The 16,331-nt window shown below is 73.4% G+C and carries 13 protein-coding genes; 9 read left to right on the plus strand and 4 right to left on the minus strand.

The window, feature by feature from the left end:
• Positions 1-3: 3 nt before the first annotated feature.
• The 5 genes from ABZ312_RS19665 to ABZ312_RS19685 all read left to right on the plus strand — a co-directional run bounded on the left by ABZ312_RS19665 (position 4) and on the right by ABZ312_RS19685 (position 4,813).
• Positions 4-1,026 carry a LacI family DNA-binding transcriptional regulator gene (locus tag ABZ312_RS19665; RefSeq protein WP_500330740.1) on the plus strand — a complete coding sequence of 341 codons (1,023 nt, stop codon included), beginning with the start codon at positions 4-6 and terminating at the stop codon, positions 1,024-1,026.
• 176 nt (positions 1,027-1,202) lie between these two features.
• Positions 1,203-2,270, plus strand: a complete 1,068-nt coding sequence (locus ABZ312_RS19670) for a S1C family serine protease (RefSeq protein ID WP_500438314.1) — start codon at positions 1,203-1,205, stop codon at positions 2,268-2,270.
• 29 nt (positions 2,271-2,299) lie between these two features.
• Positions 2,300-2,485, plus strand: a complete 186-nt coding sequence (locus ABZ312_RS19675; protein WP_499513119.1) for a hypothetical protein — start codon at positions 2,300-2,302, stop codon at positions 2,483-2,485.
• Between the two features lie 73 nt (positions 2,486-2,558).
• Positions 2,559-3,296, plus strand: coding sequence for a response regulator transcription factor (locus tag ABZ312_RS19680; RefSeq protein ID WP_500330737.1), 738 nt, complete (start codon positions 2,559-2,561; stop codon positions 3,294-3,296).
• Positions 3,296-4,813: a sensor histidine kinase gene (locus ABZ312_RS19685; RefSeq protein WP_500360930.1), complete on the plus strand. Its 1,518-nt coding sequence runs from the start codon at positions 3,296-3,298 to the stop codon at positions 4,811-4,813. Before ABZ312_RS19680 ends, ABZ312_RS19685 begins: the two co-directional genes overlap by 1 nt.
• 59 nt (positions 4,814-4,872) lie before the next feature.
• On the opposite strand, the gene ABZ312_RS19690 is transcribed toward ABZ312_RS19685, so the two are convergent.
• From ABZ312_RS19690 to ABZ312_RS19705, 4 genes are all read right to left on the minus strand, one after another.
• Positions 4,873-6,528: an RICIN domain-containing protein gene (locus ABZ312_RS19690; protein WP_500330734.1), complete on the minus strand. Its 1,656-nt coding sequence runs from the start codon at positions 6,526-6,528 to the stop codon at positions 4,873-4,875.
• Between the two features lie 178 nt (positions 6,529-6,706).
• Complete coding sequence (locus ABZ312_RS19695; RefSeq protein ID WP_500359395.1) at positions 6,707-7,891, minus strand: glutathionylspermidine synthase family protein; 1,185 nt, start codon at positions 7,889-7,891, stop codon at positions 6,707-6,709.
• Positions 7,891-8,187 carry a hypothetical protein gene (locus tag ABZ312_RS19700; RefSeq protein WP_500330731.1) on the minus strand — a complete coding sequence of 99 codons (297 nt, stop codon included), beginning with the start codon at positions 8,185-8,187 and terminating at the stop codon, positions 7,891-7,893. The genes ABZ312_RS19695 and ABZ312_RS19700 overlap by 1 nt, the downstream gene beginning before the upstream one ends.
• A 143-nt stretch (positions 8,188-8,330) precedes the next feature.
• Complete coding sequence (locus tag ABZ312_RS19705) at positions 8,331-10,130, minus strand: bifunctional metallophosphatase/5'-nucleotidase (protein ID WP_500438316.1); 1,800 nt, start codon at positions 10,128-10,130, stop codon at positions 8,331-8,333.
• 217 nt (positions 10,131-10,347) lie between these two features.
• Here ABZ312_RS19705 and ABZ312_RS19710 point away from each other — a divergent pair, with 217 nt between their 5' ends.
• The 4 genes from ABZ312_RS19710 to ABZ312_RS19725 all read left to right on the plus strand — a co-directional run bounded on the left by ABZ312_RS19710 (position 10,348) and on the right by ABZ312_RS19725 (position 16,326).
• Positions 10,348-11,544: an MFS transporter gene (locus tag ABZ312_RS19710; protein ID WP_500438318.1), complete on the plus strand. Its 1,197-nt coding sequence runs from the start codon at positions 10,348-10,350 to the stop codon at positions 11,542-11,544.
• Positions 11,541-12,485 carry a mycothiol synthase gene (gene mshD / locus ABZ312_RS19715; RefSeq protein ID WP_500438320.1) on the plus strand — a complete coding sequence of 315 codons (945 nt, stop codon included), beginning with the start codon at positions 11,541-11,543 and terminating at the stop codon, positions 12,483-12,485. Before ABZ312_RS19710 ends, mshD begins: the two co-directional genes overlap by 4 nt.
• A 285-nt stretch (positions 12,486-12,770) precedes the next feature.
• Positions 12,771-15,089 carry an RNA degradosome polyphosphate kinase gene (locus ABZ312_RS19720; protein ID WP_500330725.1) on the plus strand — a complete coding sequence of 773 codons (2,319 nt, stop codon included), beginning with the start codon at positions 12,771-12,773 and terminating at the stop codon, positions 15,087-15,089.
• Positions 15,052-16,326 carry a CHAD domain-containing protein gene (locus ABZ312_RS19725; protein ID WP_500330724.1) on the plus strand — a complete coding sequence of 425 codons (1,275 nt, stop codon included), beginning with the start codon at positions 15,052-15,054 and terminating at the stop codon, positions 16,324-16,326. Before ABZ312_RS19720 ends, ABZ312_RS19725 begins: the two co-directional genes overlap by 38 nt.
• Positions 16,327-16,331: the final 5 nt, after the last annotated feature.

Genomic DNA, 16,331 nt, shown 5'->3' on the forward strand with positions numbered 1-16,331 from the left:
CCCGTGGCAAAGGTGACGCGTGACGATGTGGCAAGGCTTGCGGGAACCTCGACCGCAGTCGTCAGCTACGTCATCAACAACGGACCCCGGCCGGTCGCACCGGCCACCCGCGAGCGTGTCCTCGCGGCGATCAAACAACTGGGCTACCGCCCCGACCGGGTGGCCCAGGCGATGGCGAGCCGTCGCACGGACCTCATAGGCCTGATCGTGCCGGACGCCCGGCAGCCGTTCTTCGCGGAGATGGCGCACGCCGTCGAGAGGGCGGCCGCCGAGCGCGGCAAGATGGTGCTGGTCGGCAACTCGGACTACCTCGACGAGCGCGAAGTGCACTACCTGCGTGCCTTCCTCGGCATGCGGGTCTCCGGGCTGATCCTCATCAGCCAGGGCCTCAGCGAGCACGCGGCGACGGAGATCGACGCCTGGGACGCGCGGGTCGTGCTGATGCACCGGCGGCCCGAGGCGATCGACGACGTCGCGGTCGTGACGGACGACGTCGGCGGCGCCCAGCTCGCCACCCGGCACCTGCTGGAGCACGGTCACGAGTTCGTGGCCTGCCTCGGCGGCACCGAGGCCACCCCGAAGTCCGGCGACCCCGTCACCGACCACGTCGAGGGCTGGCGCCGTGCGATGCAGGAGGCCGGGCGCTCCGTCGAGGGCCGCCTGTACTCCACCCCGTACAACCGCTACGACGCCTACAAGGTCGGCCTGGAGCTGCTCTCCCGGCCGGGCCGGCCGACGGCGATCGTGTGCGCCACCGACGACCAGGCCATCGGCGTGCTGCGGGCGGCCCGCGAACTGCGGATCGACGTGCCGGGCGAGCTGGCCGTGGCCGGCTTCGACGACGTCAAGGAGGCGGCGCTCACCGACCCGCCGCTGACGACGGTGGCCTCGGACCGCGAGGCGATGGCCCGTGCGGCGGTGGACCTGGTGCTGGACGACGGGCTGCGGGTCTCCGGCTCGCGGCGGGAGCGGCTGCGGCAGTTCCCGTCCCGGCTGGTCGTGCGGCGCAGCTGCGGCTGCCACTGACCGTTCCGCCGGTCGCGGCGGGCCTCCGCCCGCCGCGACCGGCGACCTGTCTACGGGCCGTGTAAGCGTAGGCCCTGACCTGGCGCTTCGTTCTTTATATCGGGCATACGGAACTCTGCCCCGGTTCTCAGGTCACGCTCAGGAAGCTCTCATGTTCGGCGAGCACAGTCATAGGCATGAACGAGAGCACCCGTCACGACGACGCCTACGACCCGCGGCAGCCGCAGCAGTCCCCCGGCGCCGGCGGGTACCCGTCCCGGCCGCCGTACGAGCCGCACGTCCCGTACGGACACCCGGCGCCCTACGCCTCGCAGCCCCAGCCCCAGCCGCAGCCCACGCCGATGCCGGCGCCCGCGACCGGGATCCCCAGGCAACGCAGGCGACGGCCCGTGGCCCTGGTCGCCTCCGTGGCGCTGGTGTCCGCGCTGATCGGCGGCGGGACGGCCGCCCTGGTGGGGCGGGCGACCACCTCGCCGGCCGTGGCGGGCACCACGACCAAGGTGATCGGCACCAGCAGTTCGGGCAGCACCGGCGTCGCGGCCGTGGCCGCCGCCGTCAGCCCGAGCATCGTGGAGATCAGCGCGACGTCCGGCGCCGGGCAGTCGACCGGCTCGGGCGTGGTCGTCACCGGTGACGGTGAGATCGTCACCAACAACCACGTCGTCTCCGGAGCGGACTCGGTCAAGGTCACCTTCAGCTCCGGCAAGTCGGTCACCGCGGCCGTCGTCGGCACCGACGGCGGCAAGGACCTCGCGCTGGTGAAGGCCGAGGGCGTGAGCGGCCTGCCGGTCGCGTCGCTGGGCGACTCCAGCCGGGTCTCGGTCGGCGACCAGGTCGTCGCCATCGGCTCGCCCGAGGGCCTGACGGGCACGGTCACCAGCGGCATCGTCTCCGCGCTCGACCGCGACGTGACCATCTCCACCGGCCAGGGCCAGGGACAGCGACCCGGCGGCGGCACCGGCCGGTGGCCGTTCGAGTTCGGCGGCGGCCAGTACAACGGCGACGTCGGCCCGTCCACGACCACGTACAAGGCGATCCAGACCGACGCCTCGCTCAACCCCGGGAACTCCGGTGGCGCCCTGATCAACATGAACGGCGAGATCATCGGCATCAACTCGGCCATGTACTCCGCCGCTTCCTCCTCCTCCGGCCAGGCCGGCAGCGTCGGCCTCGGCTTCGCCATCCCCGTGAACACCCTCAAGGCAGACCTCGACACCCTGCGCAACGGCGGCGGCGACAGCTGACCGCACCGCACCGAAGGGACGTGGGCACCATGAACGTCTTCCTGAGCACCTCCCTCCACCCCGCCGGAGTCCCGTCCGGCCCCTCCGACCGCGCGCTGATCCCCTACCGGGAGCCGGCCGCCCGCGAGCCGGAGATCGCGACCACCCGCCGGTACGCGCGCCGCTACGCCCGCCGGGCGATTGCGGCCCACCGCCTCGCCGCCGTGCGAGGCTAAGAACCGGAGCACCCCACCGCACCCCCGGCGGCACCCACCGCCCCCGACCCCCATCCCGCGAGGTGGAAGACCCTTGAGCCCCGGCGAGAACGGCGAGGCCCCCGCCCGCATCCTGATCGTGGACGACGAGCCCGCGGTCCGCGAAGCACTCCGGCGCAGCCTCGCCTTCGAGGGATACGAGACCGAGCTGGCGGAGGACGGCCTGGCCGCCCTGGACCAGGTCGCCTCCTACCGGCCCGACGCGATCGTCCTCGACGTCCTCATGCCGCGCATGGACGGCCTCACCACCGCCCGCAGGCTCCGGTCCGGCGGCACCACCACACCGATCCTCATGCTCACCGCCCGCGACACGGTGGGCGACCGGGTCACCGGTCTCGACGCGGGCGCCGACGACTACCTCGTCAAGCCCTTCGAGCTGGACGAACTGCTGGCCCGGCTGCGGGCGCTACTGCGGCGAAGCGCGTACGCGACGGTGCCGGGCGGCGACCACGGCGAGGAGGGCGTGCTGTCCTTCGGGGACCTGCGGATGGACACCTCGACCCGCGAGGTCACCCGGGCCGGCGTGCCGGTCGAGCTGACCCGCACCGAGTACACCCTGCTGGAGATGTTCCTCGCGCACCCGCGCCAGGTGCTCACCCGGGAGCAGATCCTCAAGGCGGTCTGGGGCTTCGACTTCGAGCCGAGCTCCAACTCCCTGGACGTGTACGTCATGTACCTGCGGCGCAAGACCGAGTCCGGCAGCCTGCCCCGCCTGGTCCACACCGTGCGGGGCGTCGGCTACGTGCTGCGCTCCACGGAGGGCAAGGGCTGATGCCGCGCATCCCGCGCTTCCGTTCCCTGCCGCTGCGGTCCCGGCTGGCGATCCTCACCGCGGCCGCCGTGGCGGCCGCCGTGGCCGCGTGCGCGCTGGCCTGCTGGTTCATCGTGCAGAAGCAGCTGATGGACCAGCTGGACGAGTCGCTGCGCGCGCCGGGCAACGCGGCCCCCGCCGCCCGGAGCGTGCTCGTGGACTACGGATGCCTGAGCAAGCCCCAGAACGACACGTCCGACGGGGCGCTCGCCTTCAACCCCAACCACTCGTCCGTGCTGCTCGTCACCGAGGACGGCACGGGGTGCTGGGTGCTCGGCGACGAGATGCTCCCGGTGAGCGAGGCCGACCTGGCCGTGGTCCGGGGTGACGCGTCGGAGTCGCTGCAGACCGTGACCACGAAGGACGGCACGGAGATGCGGGTGCTGACGCGGCCCGCCCAGATCGAGTACTCCCGCCATCAGACCGAGCGGGCCGCGATCTCCGTGGGCCGCCCGCTCAGCGAGGTGACCGGGCCGCTGAACACCCTGGCCGTGATCCTGCTGGCCGTCAGCGGGATAGGGGTGGTCGGCGCCAGCGTCGCCGGACTCGGGGTGGCCCGCGCGGGGCTGAAGCCGGTGGACCGGCTCACCGACACCGTGGAGCACGTCGCCCGCACCGAGGACCTGAGCGTCCGCATCCCCGTCGAGGGCCGCGATGAGATCGCCCGGCTCTCGGCCTCCTTCAACTCCATGACGGCCGCGCTGTCCTCCTCCCGCGAGCTGCAGCAGCAGCTGATCGCGGACGCCGGCCATGAACTGCGCACCCCGCTCACCTCCCTGCGCACCAACATCGAACTGCTGGAACGCAGCGAGCTGACCGGCCGGGAACTGCCCCCGGAGGACCGCCGGGAGCTGATGCTGTCGGTGAAGGCCCAGATAAGCGAACTGGCCACGCTCATCGGCGATCTGCAGGAGCTGTCCCGTCCGGACGGGGCACCCGGCGGGTCGCCCTCGCAGACCGTGGCGTTCCACGAGGTCGTGGAGGCGGCGCTGGAGCGGGCGCGGCGCCGTACCGGTCCCGACCTGAAGATCACCACCGAGCTGGCCCCCTGGTACCTGCGGGCCGAACCGTCCGCCCTGGAACGGGCGGTGATCAACCTCCTGGACAACGCCGTGAAGTTCAGCCCGCCGGCCGGCACGATCGAGGTCGACCTGCACGGCGGCGAGCTCACGGTCAGGGACCACGGCCCGGGCATCCCACCGGAGGACCTGCCGCACGTGTTCGAGCGCTTCTGGCGTTCGGCCTCCGCCCGCAGCCTGCCCGGCTCGGGCCTCGGCCTGTCGATCGTGGCCCGTACGGTGCAGCAGCTCGGCGGCACCATCGCCCTCCACCCCGCGCAGGGCGGCGGCACCGTGGCACTCGTACGACTGCCCGGGGCGCAGACCCCGCCGCCCCGGACGCCCGGGACACCCGAGACACCGGTGACTCCCGGGACACCCGGGACACCGGAGATGCCCGGGACACCCGAGACCGTCTGAGACCGCCTGAGACCGCCTGAGACCGCTGGCACGCCGGGTGGCCCGCCCGTCCGGGCCGGCTACCCGGCGTGCCAGCGCTGCGCGTCGCCGCTGCCGGCGGAAGCGAAGGAGAGGGTGGAGCCGGGGGTCGAGCCGTCCGGCTGCATCGCGGTGCCGAGGTCGATCTGCGGGCGGATCCGGCCCAGGGAGTCCACCAGGAACTGCAGGTTCCGCGCGTTCCTGCCCTCGACCGACGAGCAGGCCCAGATGCCGAGGCCGCGATCGGTGTCACCGCGTGAGTCCAGGCAGAACGAGGAGTCCGCGCCGTTGACCAGCAGGCCGCGGGAGTCCACCCGCCACTGTTGGGAGGCGGAGCCGGAGTCGCAGCCCGCGACGATGACGTCGTCGCCCTTGTCGAACTCCTCGTCCCGCACGTCCAGGCAGAGGCCGGACGCGTCGTTGACGATCTGGGCGTAGCTGCTGCCCGGCACCCTCCGCGGCGGGCCGGCGCTCGGCGTGCGCGTCGCCGGGACGTGTTGGGTGGCCCCGGCGCCGGGCCGCGTGGGCGACCGGGTCGCCGAGGCGCTCGGGGTCCCCGCGGGGCTCGGGGTGAAGGTCTGCGTCGCGGTGGCGGTGGCGGTCGCGGTGACCGTGACCGAGCCCGTGGGCGGCTGGGGCAGTGCCCTGTCGCTGCCGGTCGGTGCGGGGTCGTCGCCCGTCGCGTACACCAGGCCGGTGACCGCCAGGCTGGCGGCGACGACCAGCACCAGGGAGACCAGGGGCGAGGGGTGGCGGGCGCGCAGGTTCAGCAGCCGCTCCAGCGGTCCGGGACGCCTGCGCCGGCGGGACGTCGGGGGCGGAGCCGGCGGGGCGGGTGCGGTGGCGGGCAGCGCGGGGGCGGACCGGGCCGCCAGGTAGGCGGGGCCCGCCCATCCGAGCAGGGCCGTGGCGAGCAGCGGCCGGGGGTCGCGTTCGAGGACGATCAGCGTCTGAAGCGCACCGGCACAGCCCTGGCAGTGCGCGAGGTGCCGCTCCACGTCCTCGTTCTGCCGGGCGTCGTCACGGCGGGCGGCGGCGTCGAGGAGGCGGCCGAAGCCCTTGCACCGGGGGTCCTCGCTGCGCTCCAGGTACGTCCGCAGGTAGGCCTCGCGCAGCGCGTCCCGGGCCCTGGCGGTCAGGTCGGGCAGCTCCGGGGCCCTGTCGCCGGTCCAGCGGGCGACGTCGGCGTCGGCCTCCCGCTCGACGACCGCGTGCCACAGCACGCCCTGGGTGTGCTGGGGCAGCACGGCGAAGGCGCCGCACAGCACGGAGCGTTCGGCAAGGTGGAGCCGAGGGTTGACGGGCAGGCCCGGGAGCCCGGGCACGCGCTGCTCGGCGCCGCGGATGTCGTCGATGAAGGCGGCGTACTCGTCACCGAGCCGTTCGCGGCGGCTGCCGCCCGCCCACACGGCGGCGGCCTGGTGGACGAGCATCAGCAGCCGGTGCCGCCAGGGACCGCGCGGGTCGACCCCCCGGTGCACCTCCTGCCAGGCCAGCGCGAAGGCCTGCGCGGCGAGTTGGTCGGCGGCGGACTGTCCGCGGGCGCACAGCCGTGCGTAGCACAGGACGGCCGGGAGGTGACGGCGGCGCAGTTCCTCGGTCGCCGGGTAGGCGGTCGGTGCGCCGGCCCGTACCCGCTCGGTGAGAGCGGCGTCGGACAACTCGTCGTAGACGGGCTCTAGGTGCGTTTGGGACACGGCGGACCACCCGGACACGTCGATGGGTCTGGAGGGACAGGGTTGCCCATGGTGGGCCACAAGTTACTGCCGAGGAAAGTGTTTCCGCTGGTAACTCCCCTGTGCGGCAGGGAGTAAGCGCCTTCAGCCCACGCGCTGCGGCCGACGGGTCACCCTGTGCCGCCGAGGTCGTGCCCCCTCAGCGGATGACGTGCGGCAGGAAGCGCGCGTACGTGTCGGTGACCAGGCCGGCCGACTCGCGTATGCCGAGCCCGGCCGGCTCGTCCGCCACGACCCATGCGCCGAGCACCACGTGGTTGCCGTCGAACACCGGCAGCGGGGCCAGTTCCTGGTAGCAGCAGGGTTCGTCGGCGCGCGGCACGGCGGCTTCTCCCGCGCGGTGCACGGTGACGCCCGCGCCCTCGCGGCCGAGCAGCGGCTTGGCGACCCAGCCGGTGGTCCGGGCGAGGTCGCGGGGACCGTCGAGGTGGGCGGCGAGGAGGTTGGGGTGGCCCGGGTAGAGCTCCCACAGGACGGCCAGCAGCGCCTTGTTGGACAGCAGCATCTTCCAGGCGGGCTCGATCCAGCAGGTGGTGCCGGTGCCGCCGCCGTTGTCGAGGGTGTCCAGGACGTGGCCGCCGAACGGGTCGCCTGCCAGCCATTCCCAGGGGTAGAGCTTGAAGCAGCTGCGGATGAAGCGCATCCGGTCGTCGACGAAGCGTCCGGACAGCTCGTCCCAGCCGATCGCCTCGACGGACAGGGCGTGGGTGTCGAGCCCGGCCTGTTCGGCGGTCTCCCGCAGGTAGGCCACCGTCATCAGGTCCTCGCCGAGCTCGTCGGCCTCGGTGTGGGCGAAGTGCACCGGTCCTGGCGGCAGCAGCGGGGCCTGGCGCCGCCACGCGTCGACGAGGCGCTCGTGGAGGGAGTTCCACTGGTCGGCGCCGGGGAAACGGTCCTCCATCCAGAACCACTGCGCGCTGGCCGCCTCCACCAGCGAGGTGGGGGTGTCGGCGTTGTACTCCAGCAGCTTCGCCGGGCCGGTCCCGTCGTAGCGCAGGTCGAAGCGGCCGTAGAGGGAGGGGAGTTCGGTGCGCCGCCGCCAGGACTCGGCGATCCGCCCGGCCAGGCGCGGGTCGTGGACGCCGAGCTCGGCGAACCGGTCCTCGGCCACGATGTGCTCCGCGGCGGCGAGGCACATCGCGTGCAGTTCCGCGACGGTCTCCTCCAGGGCCTCGACCTCCGGGAGCGAGAACGCGTAGTACCCGCTCTCGTCCCAGTACGGCCGCAGGGAGCCGTCGGGGTGACGGGTCAGCGGGTAGACGACGCCCTGGTCCTCCACGATCCGCTGCCAGCCCGGGCGCGGCTCGACGGCGTACCGGCGCATCAGCCGCCGCCGGACCCGTGGCCCGAGCCGTGGCCGCCGAAGCCCCCGGTCTTCACCGACGACTTGTCGAAGCTGCCGCCCTTGGCCTTCCCGCTGCGGACGCTGCCCCCGTAGTAGTAGCGGCCGTGGCCGCCGTCGTCGTCGCACTCCTTGACCGGGAGCGTCCGGTACGTGTCCGGGTCCACGCAGCGCTTGTCGGGGTCGGAGCCGCACGCGGTCAGCGCGGCGGCCAGCACGCCCATGCCGCCGAGGATCACCGTGCCGGACCTGAACCGCCGTCGCTCCGTAGTCGTCATGTCCACAGCGTAGGCAGCGGGGGCCGGCGCCACGAGAGCGGGGTCGCGGGCGGCCCGCCACGAAGGACGGGGGCGGCCGTCGGTCTCGACGGCCGCCCCCGGGGCGGAGCACGGTCGCGGGACCTGCCCGCTCGTGCCGCGTACTACTGGACGATCGTGATGCGGTTCGCCGCCGGGGCCGCCAGCGGCGCGGAGGCCGAGGAGTTGGCGGTCAGGTAGGCGTTGAGCGCGGCCAGGTCGTCGCCGCCGACGAGCTCGTTGGTGCCCTTGGCCAGCTCGCCGAAGCCGTCACCGCCGCCGGACAGGAAGGAGTTCATCGCGACGCGGTAGCTGCCCGCCGGGTCGATCGGGGCGCCACCGAGACGGATCGAGTCGGTCACGACACGGGCGGCACCGGTCTTGGTGAGGTCCAGCGTGTAGGTCAGGCCGCTGGAGATCTGCAGGATCTTCGGGGCGGCCTCGTTGCTGCCGCTGACCTGCTGCTGGAGCACGGTGACCAGCTGGGCGCCGGTCAGCGTCCGCAGGTTGACCGTGTTGCTGAACGGCTGGACCGCGAAGCCCTCGGCGTAGGTGACGACGCCGTCGCCCTCGCTGCCGGAGGCCTTGTGCACCAGGTCGGTGCGGATCCCGCCGGGGTTCATCAGCGCGATCGTGGCCGACGGGTCGAGGGTCCTGGCGTACGCGAGCTGCGCGTCGGCGATGAGGTCGCCGAGGGCGGACTCGTTGCCGGCCCGGGTGATGTCCTGCGAGATGTAGCCGACGGTGCGGCCCGCGACCGGGGCGGCCAGCGTCTGCCAGCGGCTGATCAGCGAGGTCATGTCCGCGGCCTTGGTCTGGGTGCGGTCCACGACGTGGTTGGAGCCCTCGACCGAGGCGCGCACGATGTCGTGCGTGCGCAGGTCGTACTTCATGTCGAGCTCGGTGAAGAGCCGGCCGAAGGACGCCGCGCTGGTGACCAGACGGTCGTTGCCCTTGGGGTCGGGGATGGTGCAGACGTACGCGTTGTGGGTGTGGCCGGTGACCAGCGCGTCGACGTCCGCCGAGGTGTTCTTGGCGATGTCGACGATCGGGCCGGACAGACCGGTGCCCGCACCGCCGGCGTCGCAGTCGTAGTTGTACGCGGAGGAGGCGGGGAAGCCGCCCTCGTGCACGAGCGCGACGACGGCGTTGACGCCCTTGCGCTTGAGCTCCTTGGTGTACTTGTTGATCGTCTCGACCTCGTCGAGGAACTTCAGGCCCTTGACGCCCTCGGCGGTGACGATGTTCGGGGTGCCCTCGAGCGTGACGCCGATGAAGCCGACGCGGACGCCCTTGACGTTCTCGATGGTGTAGGGCTTGAGCAGCGGGCGGCCGGTCTTCTCGTTGACGACGTTCGCCGAGAGGATCGGGTAGTCCGCGCCCGTGAACGTGCGGCCCTTCTCGTAGCAGCCCTCGACCGGGTGGCAGCCGCCGTTCTGCAGACGGAGCAGCTCGTCCTTGCCCTCGTCGAACTCGTGGTTGCCGACGCCGGTGACGTCCAGGCCCAGCTTGTTCATGGCCTCGACGGTGGGCTCGTCGTGGAACAGGCCCGACAGCAGCGGGCTGGCGCCCACGATGTCGCCGGCGGCGACGGTGAGCGAACGCTCCTGCCCCTTGCGGGCGGTGCGCAGGCTGGAGGCCAGGTACTCGACGCCGCCGGCGTCGACGGTCTTGGTGGTGCCGTCCGCCTGGAGCTCGGTGACGCGGCCGGAGGAACCGGCCGGGGGCTCCAGGTTGCCGTGGAAGTCGTTGACGGCGAGGAGCTGGAGGTCGACGGTACGGCTGCCGTGGCCGTGACCCCCGTGCTGGGTCTCGTGGGCCTGGGCGGCCGGGCTCGCTATCGCGAGCACACCGACCGCCGCGAGGCCGGCGGTCGCGGCGGCGACGCGGCGTGCGGCACGGCGACGCGGGTGGGTCACTGACATGGGTCCCCTTGGACGTGAACGATGGATGGAGGCGGAGGACGGCCGCAGCCTATTGTCAACGCGCGTAGTTGTCAGTGGCTTTGCGGTTACGGGCAGGTTTCGACTGATCGGTACATGACGGGCAGCCGGGCATTCCGTCTCACTCACCGGAACGATCTGTCTCGCCATTCAAACAAGCGACATAGTTGGATCCACCACCGACCGAGGAGGTGCACCCATGCCCCGTCGCTGGCTGATGCTCGCCCTGGGCACCGCCGCACAGACCGCCGCCTGCGCCTTCGTCTACGGAGTCCCCTATCTGGCCGCCACGTTGCGGGACACCGCGCACCTGACGCTGCCGCAGATCGGACTGCTCATCGCCTGCCCCACCACCGGGCTGGTCGCGGCCCTCGTCGTGTGGGGCGCCGCCGCCGACCGGTACGGCGAACGCGTCGTCATCGCCACCGGGCTGGGCGGCGCCGCCGCGCTGCTCGCCGTCGCGGCCGGCGCGGTGCGCGCCGGAGGCGGCACGACGGCACTGGGCGCGCTGCTCGCCCTGGCGGGAGCGGCGGGGGCCTCGGTGTACTCCGCGAGCGGACGCCTCGTCATGGGCTGGTTCTCCGCCGGGGAACGCGGGCTGGCCATGGGCATCCGGCAGACCGCCACCCCGCTGGGCATGGGCGTGGCCGCACTGACCATGCCGCCGCTCGCCGCCGCGTACGGGGTGCACTGCGCCTTCGGCTTCCTGGCCGCCGTGTGCGGGGTCGTCGCCAGCCTGGTCGCACTGTTCGCCGCCGACCCGGTACGCCCGCGGACCGGTCCCGGCGCGGCACCGGCCGCCAACCCCTACCGGGGCTCGGCGACCTTGTGGCGGATCCACGGCGCGGGCGCGCTGCTGGTCGTACCGCAGTTCACGGCGGGGGCCTTCGCCCTGGTGCTGCTGGTGGACACCCGGGGCTGGTCGCCGGTCGGCGCCGGCCGGCTGATCGCCGTCGCACAGGTGCTGGGGGCCTGCTTCCGGATCGCCGCCGGGCGCTGGTCGGACCGGGTCGGCAGCCGGCTGCGGCCGATGCGGCAACTCGCCGTCGGCACCGCCGTGGTGGTCGCCGCGGCGGCGGTGACCGCGGCCTTCCCCTCCGCGGTGACCGCCGCCGCCCTCGTCCTGTCCATAGGGATCACCGCCAGCACCAACGGCCTGTCCTTCACCGCCACGGCCGAACGCGCCGGCCCGTCCTGGTCCGGCCGTGCCCTCGGCGTCCACAACACCGGACAGAACCTGACCGCCGCCGTCGTCCCGCCGCTGAGCGCCGCCCTCATCTCGGCCACCGGCTACTGGCCCGCCCTCGCCGCCGCGGCGGCCGTGGCCTGCGGTGCGGCGGCACTGGTGCCGATGGACACCTCCCGCACCCCCACGGCCGTAAGCTCGGTCCCATGACCGACGCAGCAGCGCAGCAGACCGCCGTGGGCCCCCGCAGGATCGAGACCCTCGACGCGCTGAGCCCCGGCCGCGCCGAGGCGGTCCTGGCCCTGATCGAGGCGGCCGCGGCGGTCGACGGCCAGGCCGCGGTCTCCGAGCAGGGCCGGCTGAACCTGCGCGGCGGTGCCCGTGAGGGCGTGCGCCACCTGGTGGTCGAGAGCGACGGCGTGCTCGTCGGGTACGCCCAACTGGAGGACACCGACCCGGTCGAGGCCCCCGCCGCCGAGATGGTCATCCACCCCGCGTACCGCGCGCAGGGTCACGGCCGCGCCCTCGGCCACGCACTGCTCGCCGCCTCCGGCAAACGGCTGCGCGTGTGGGCGCACGGCGGCCACCCCGCCGCCCGCCACCTGGCCGGGCTGCTCGGCCTCGCCCTCTTCCGCGAGCTGCGGCAGCTTCGCCGCCCCCTGGAGGAGGGCGCCGGCACGCCCCCGCTGGGCGGGCCCGTGCTCCCCGCCGACGTCACCGTGCGCGCCTTCGTCCCCGGGCAGGACGACGCCGCCTGGCTGGCGGTCAACGCCGCCGCCTTCGCGCACCACCCCGAGCAGGGCAGCCTCACCCAGCGCGACCTCGACGACCGCAAGGCCGAGCCCTGGTTCGACCCGGCCGGCTTCTTCCTCGCCTTCCGCGGCGACCGGCTGGCCGGCTTCCACTGGACGAAGGTGCACGAGCGCGAGCGCCTCGGCGAGGTCTACGTCCTGGGCATCCATCCCGAGGAGCAGGGCGGCGGCCTGGGCCGGGCGCTCACCCTCATCGGGCTGCGGTACCTCGCGCACGACCGCGGCCTGCCCACCGCGATGCTCTACGTCGACGCGGACAACGCCCCCGCCCTCGCCGTCTACGAACGTCTCGGCTTCACCACGCACGAGGTCGACCTGATGTACCGGACGGAGACCTGAGGCTCCCGCGGGCGGGCGACCGGACCCCGGCGGAGCCTTCCGGGTGATCGTCCGGACACGGCCGGTACGTACGGCGATTTCCTGACCGCCACCTGCCCGTTACCGGCGATTCAAACTCGCTTGCGAGCATCTGTGAATGCAGACGCCCGCCGCGACCCACTTCCCCCCTCTCGACCTGCCGGTATCCCGGCGCGCCGGGGACAATGGGGGCATGGTCGGTGGCCGGGTTCCGTGCGCCGCCGTCCACGTGAACGACGTGCCGGATCCGGAGGAGGGCTCGCACCCATGGCCTCGATGAATTTCCCGACGAACGCCCGGACCGAGCGGTCCGGCTCCGGTGCGCCCACCGCGTCCGAGACCCCGGCGGAACAGCCCCCGGCGGAGCAGTCCCCGGCCTACGGCCGCCCGCACGTCGTCCCGCCCCTGCACCCCGAACTCAAGCGCCTGGACGGCCTCGCGACCGTGCCGCGGCCCGCGGAGAAGTCGGGCGAGGCCCTTGCGGCCGACGCGGCGGTGGACGAGGGCACGGACGAAGAGCTCCCGATGAACCGTTTCCTTGACCGCGAGCAGAGCTGGCTGGCCTTCAACGAGCGCGTGCTGGAACTCGCCGAGGATCCGGGCACCCCCCTCCTCGAACGGGCCAACTTCCTCGCGATCTTCGCCAGCAACCTGGACGAGTTCTTCATGGTCCGCGTCGCCGGCCTGAAGCGCCGCATCACCACCGGCGTCGCCCAGCGCTCGGCCTCGGGCCTGTCGCCCACCAAGGTGCTGGAGAACATCCTCACCCGCGCCCGCGAGCTCATGGCCCGGCACGCCGCCTGCTTCCAGAACGACGTGGCCCCGGCGCTCGCCGAGGAGGACATCCACATCATCCGGTGGAGCGACCTCACCGAGAAGGAGCAGGCCCGGCTCTTCACGCTCTTCCGCAACAAGATCTTCCCGGTCCTGACCCCGCTGGCCGTCGACCCGGCGCACCCGTTCCCGTACATCTCCGGCTTGTCCCTGAACCTGGCCGTCACCGTGCGCAACCCGGTCTCCGGTCACGACCACTTCGCCCGTGTGAAGGTCCCGCCGATCCTGTCCCGGTTCCTCGAGGCCGGCCCGCAGCGCTTCGTCCCGCTGGAGGACGTCATCGCCGCGCACCTGGAGGAGCTGTTCCCCGGCATGGAGGTGCTGGACAGCCACATGTTCCGGGTGACCCGGAACGAGGACCTGGAGGTGGAGGAGGACGACGCGGAGAACCTGCTCCAGGCCCTGGAGAAGGAGCTGCTGCGGCGCCGCTTCGGTCCCCCGGTCCGCCTGGAGGTCGAGGAGTCGATCTCCCCGCAGGCCCTGGACACCCTGGTCCAGGAACTGAACATAGAGGACGCCGAGGTCTACCCGCTGCCCGGACCGCTCGACCTGACCGGGCTGTTCGCGATCGCCGGGCAGGACCGTCCGGAGCTGAAGTACCCGAAGTTCGTCGGCGGCACCCACCCGGACCTGGCCGAGGTCGAGTCCGCGCACGCCACCGACGTCTTCGCGGCGCTGCGCGAGCGCGACGTGCTGCTGCACCACCCGTACAACTCCTTCTCCACCTCCGTGCAGCGCTTCCTGGAGCAGGCCGCGCAGGACCCGGACGTCCTGGCCATCAAGCAGACGCTGTACCGCACCTCCGGCGACTCCCCGATCGTGGACGCCCTGATCGACGCCGCCGAGGCCGGCAAGCAGGTGCTGGTGCTGGTCGAGATCAAGGCGCGCTTCGACGAGCAGGCCAACATCAAGTGGGCCCGCAAGCTGGAGGAGGCCGGCTGCCACGTCGTCTACGGCCTGGTCGGGCTGAAGACGCACTGCAAGCTGTCGCTCGTGGTCCGCCAGGAGGGCGACACGCTGCGCCGCTACAGCCACGTCGGCACCGGCAACTACCACCCGAAGACCGCCCGGCTCTACGAGGACCTCGGGCTGCTGACCGCCGACGCGCAGGTCGGCGCCGACCTGTCCCACCTGTTCAACCGGCTCTCCGGCTACTCGCGCCGCGAGACCTACAACCGCCTGCTGGTGGCCCCGCGCAGCCTGCGCGACGGGCTGGTCTCGCGGATCCTCGCGGAGATCACCCACCATCGCGAGGGCCGGCCCGCGTACATCCGGATCAAGGCCAACTCGATGGTCGACGAGGCGATCGTCGACGCCCTCTACCGGGCCTCGATGGCCGGCGTGCCCGTCGACGTCTGGGTGCGCGGCATCTGCGCGCTGCGCCCGGGGGTGCCGGGCCTGTCGGAGAACATCCGGGTGCGCAGCGTGCTCGGCCGCTTCCTGGAGCACTCCCGGGTCTTCGTCTTCGGCAACGGAGGCGACCCCGAGGTGTGGCTCGGCAGCGCCGACATGATGCACCGCAACCTCGACCGCCGGATCGAGGCGCTGGTCCGGGTCGCCGACCCGGCGCACCGCGCCTCCCTGAACCGATTCCTGGAGACCGGAACCTCGGACTCCACCTCGTCCTGGTGGCTCGGCCCGGACGGGGACTGGACCCGGCACAGCACCGACGCCGAAGGGCGTCCGCTGCCCCACATCCAGGAGATGCTCATCGATGCGCGGAGGCGCCGGCGTGGCCCAGCGACACCCTGACACGGCAGCGACGCCCGCCGGCCTGACCGCCGGCGGGCTCCCCGACCGTGAGGCCGGTGCGGTCCTCGGACAGTACCTGCGGGAGGAGGCCACGGCCTTTCTGCGCGCACTGGCACCACGTGAGGGCGAACCCGGCCGGCCTCAGGACGACACCGCCGAGAGCGGCCGCCAGATGCGCCGCTCGGCCCGCCGCATCGCCGGCACCCTGCACACCTTCGGGTCGCTCACCGACCCGGGCTGGGCCGACCCCCTGCGGGCCGAGCTCGGCTGGCTCACCGACACCCTCGGCCGCGAGCACCGCTACGCCGCCCGGCTCAGCCGGCTGATCGGCGCACTGCAGCGGCTGGCCTCCGCGGAGGACACGGGGGGCATCCCCGCCGCTCCCGCCGACGACGACCTCGGCCTGTGGCTGCCGGTGCCCACCGTGCCGGACCCGGCGTCCGCAGCGTCCGAACCGCCCCGCGAGCGCCTGGGCGGCGTCGCGGAGACCCCACGCGGCACGACGGCGGCGCCCCAGGCGCCCGCCGAGGTCCCGGAACCGCTGACCGCGGTGGCCCACGCCGCCGGGACCCGTCGCTCGCCGGCTCCGCCGCAGGCCGCCGAACGCGGCGGCGCCGCGGGCGGCCCGCTCGCCGTGGGCGCCGCCCGGGCCGGTGCCCTGCTGGAACGTCAGCTCACGCTCGCCCGGACCCGGGCGCACTCCGCCGCCCTGCAGGCCATGGGCTCCTCGCGGTTCCACGCGGTGGTGGACGCGGTGGCGGTGCTCGCCTCCGAGGTGCCGCTGTCCCCCACGGCGCGCAAACCCGCCGCCACCTTGCTGCCGCTGCTGGCGGAGCAGGCCCACGCCCGGCTCACCGAGGCCGCGGCCGCACTGCCGCTGACGCGCGCACGGCACCCGTACAACGGCGAGACGCTCCACGCCGCGCTCGCCGGCGAACTGCCCGCAGAACGCCAGGACGCCGCGTGGAACCGGGTCCGCGTCCTGTTGCGGCTGCGCCGCTACTCCCAGGAGGTGCTGGCCTGCGACGACGGGGACTCCGCCGCCCGGCTGGCCGCCGCGGCGCGGGTGCTGGAGCAGCACCGCGAGGCCTCGGAGGCCGCGACCGCGGTGACCGCCGCCGCCCGCACCCCGCGGATCGCCCCCGCCACCGCCTACGCGCTGGGCGTGCTCCACGCCGACCAGCGCCTGGAGGTGGAGGCGGCCCGGTACGCCTTCGCCCACCTTTGGTCGCGCTGACGGTC

This window comes from Streptomyces sp. NPDC006207, from assembly GCF_040613835.1.
In the GTDB taxonomy this organism is placed as follows: Bacteria; Actinomycetota; Actinomycetes; order Streptomycetales; family Streptomycetaceae; genus Actinacidiphila.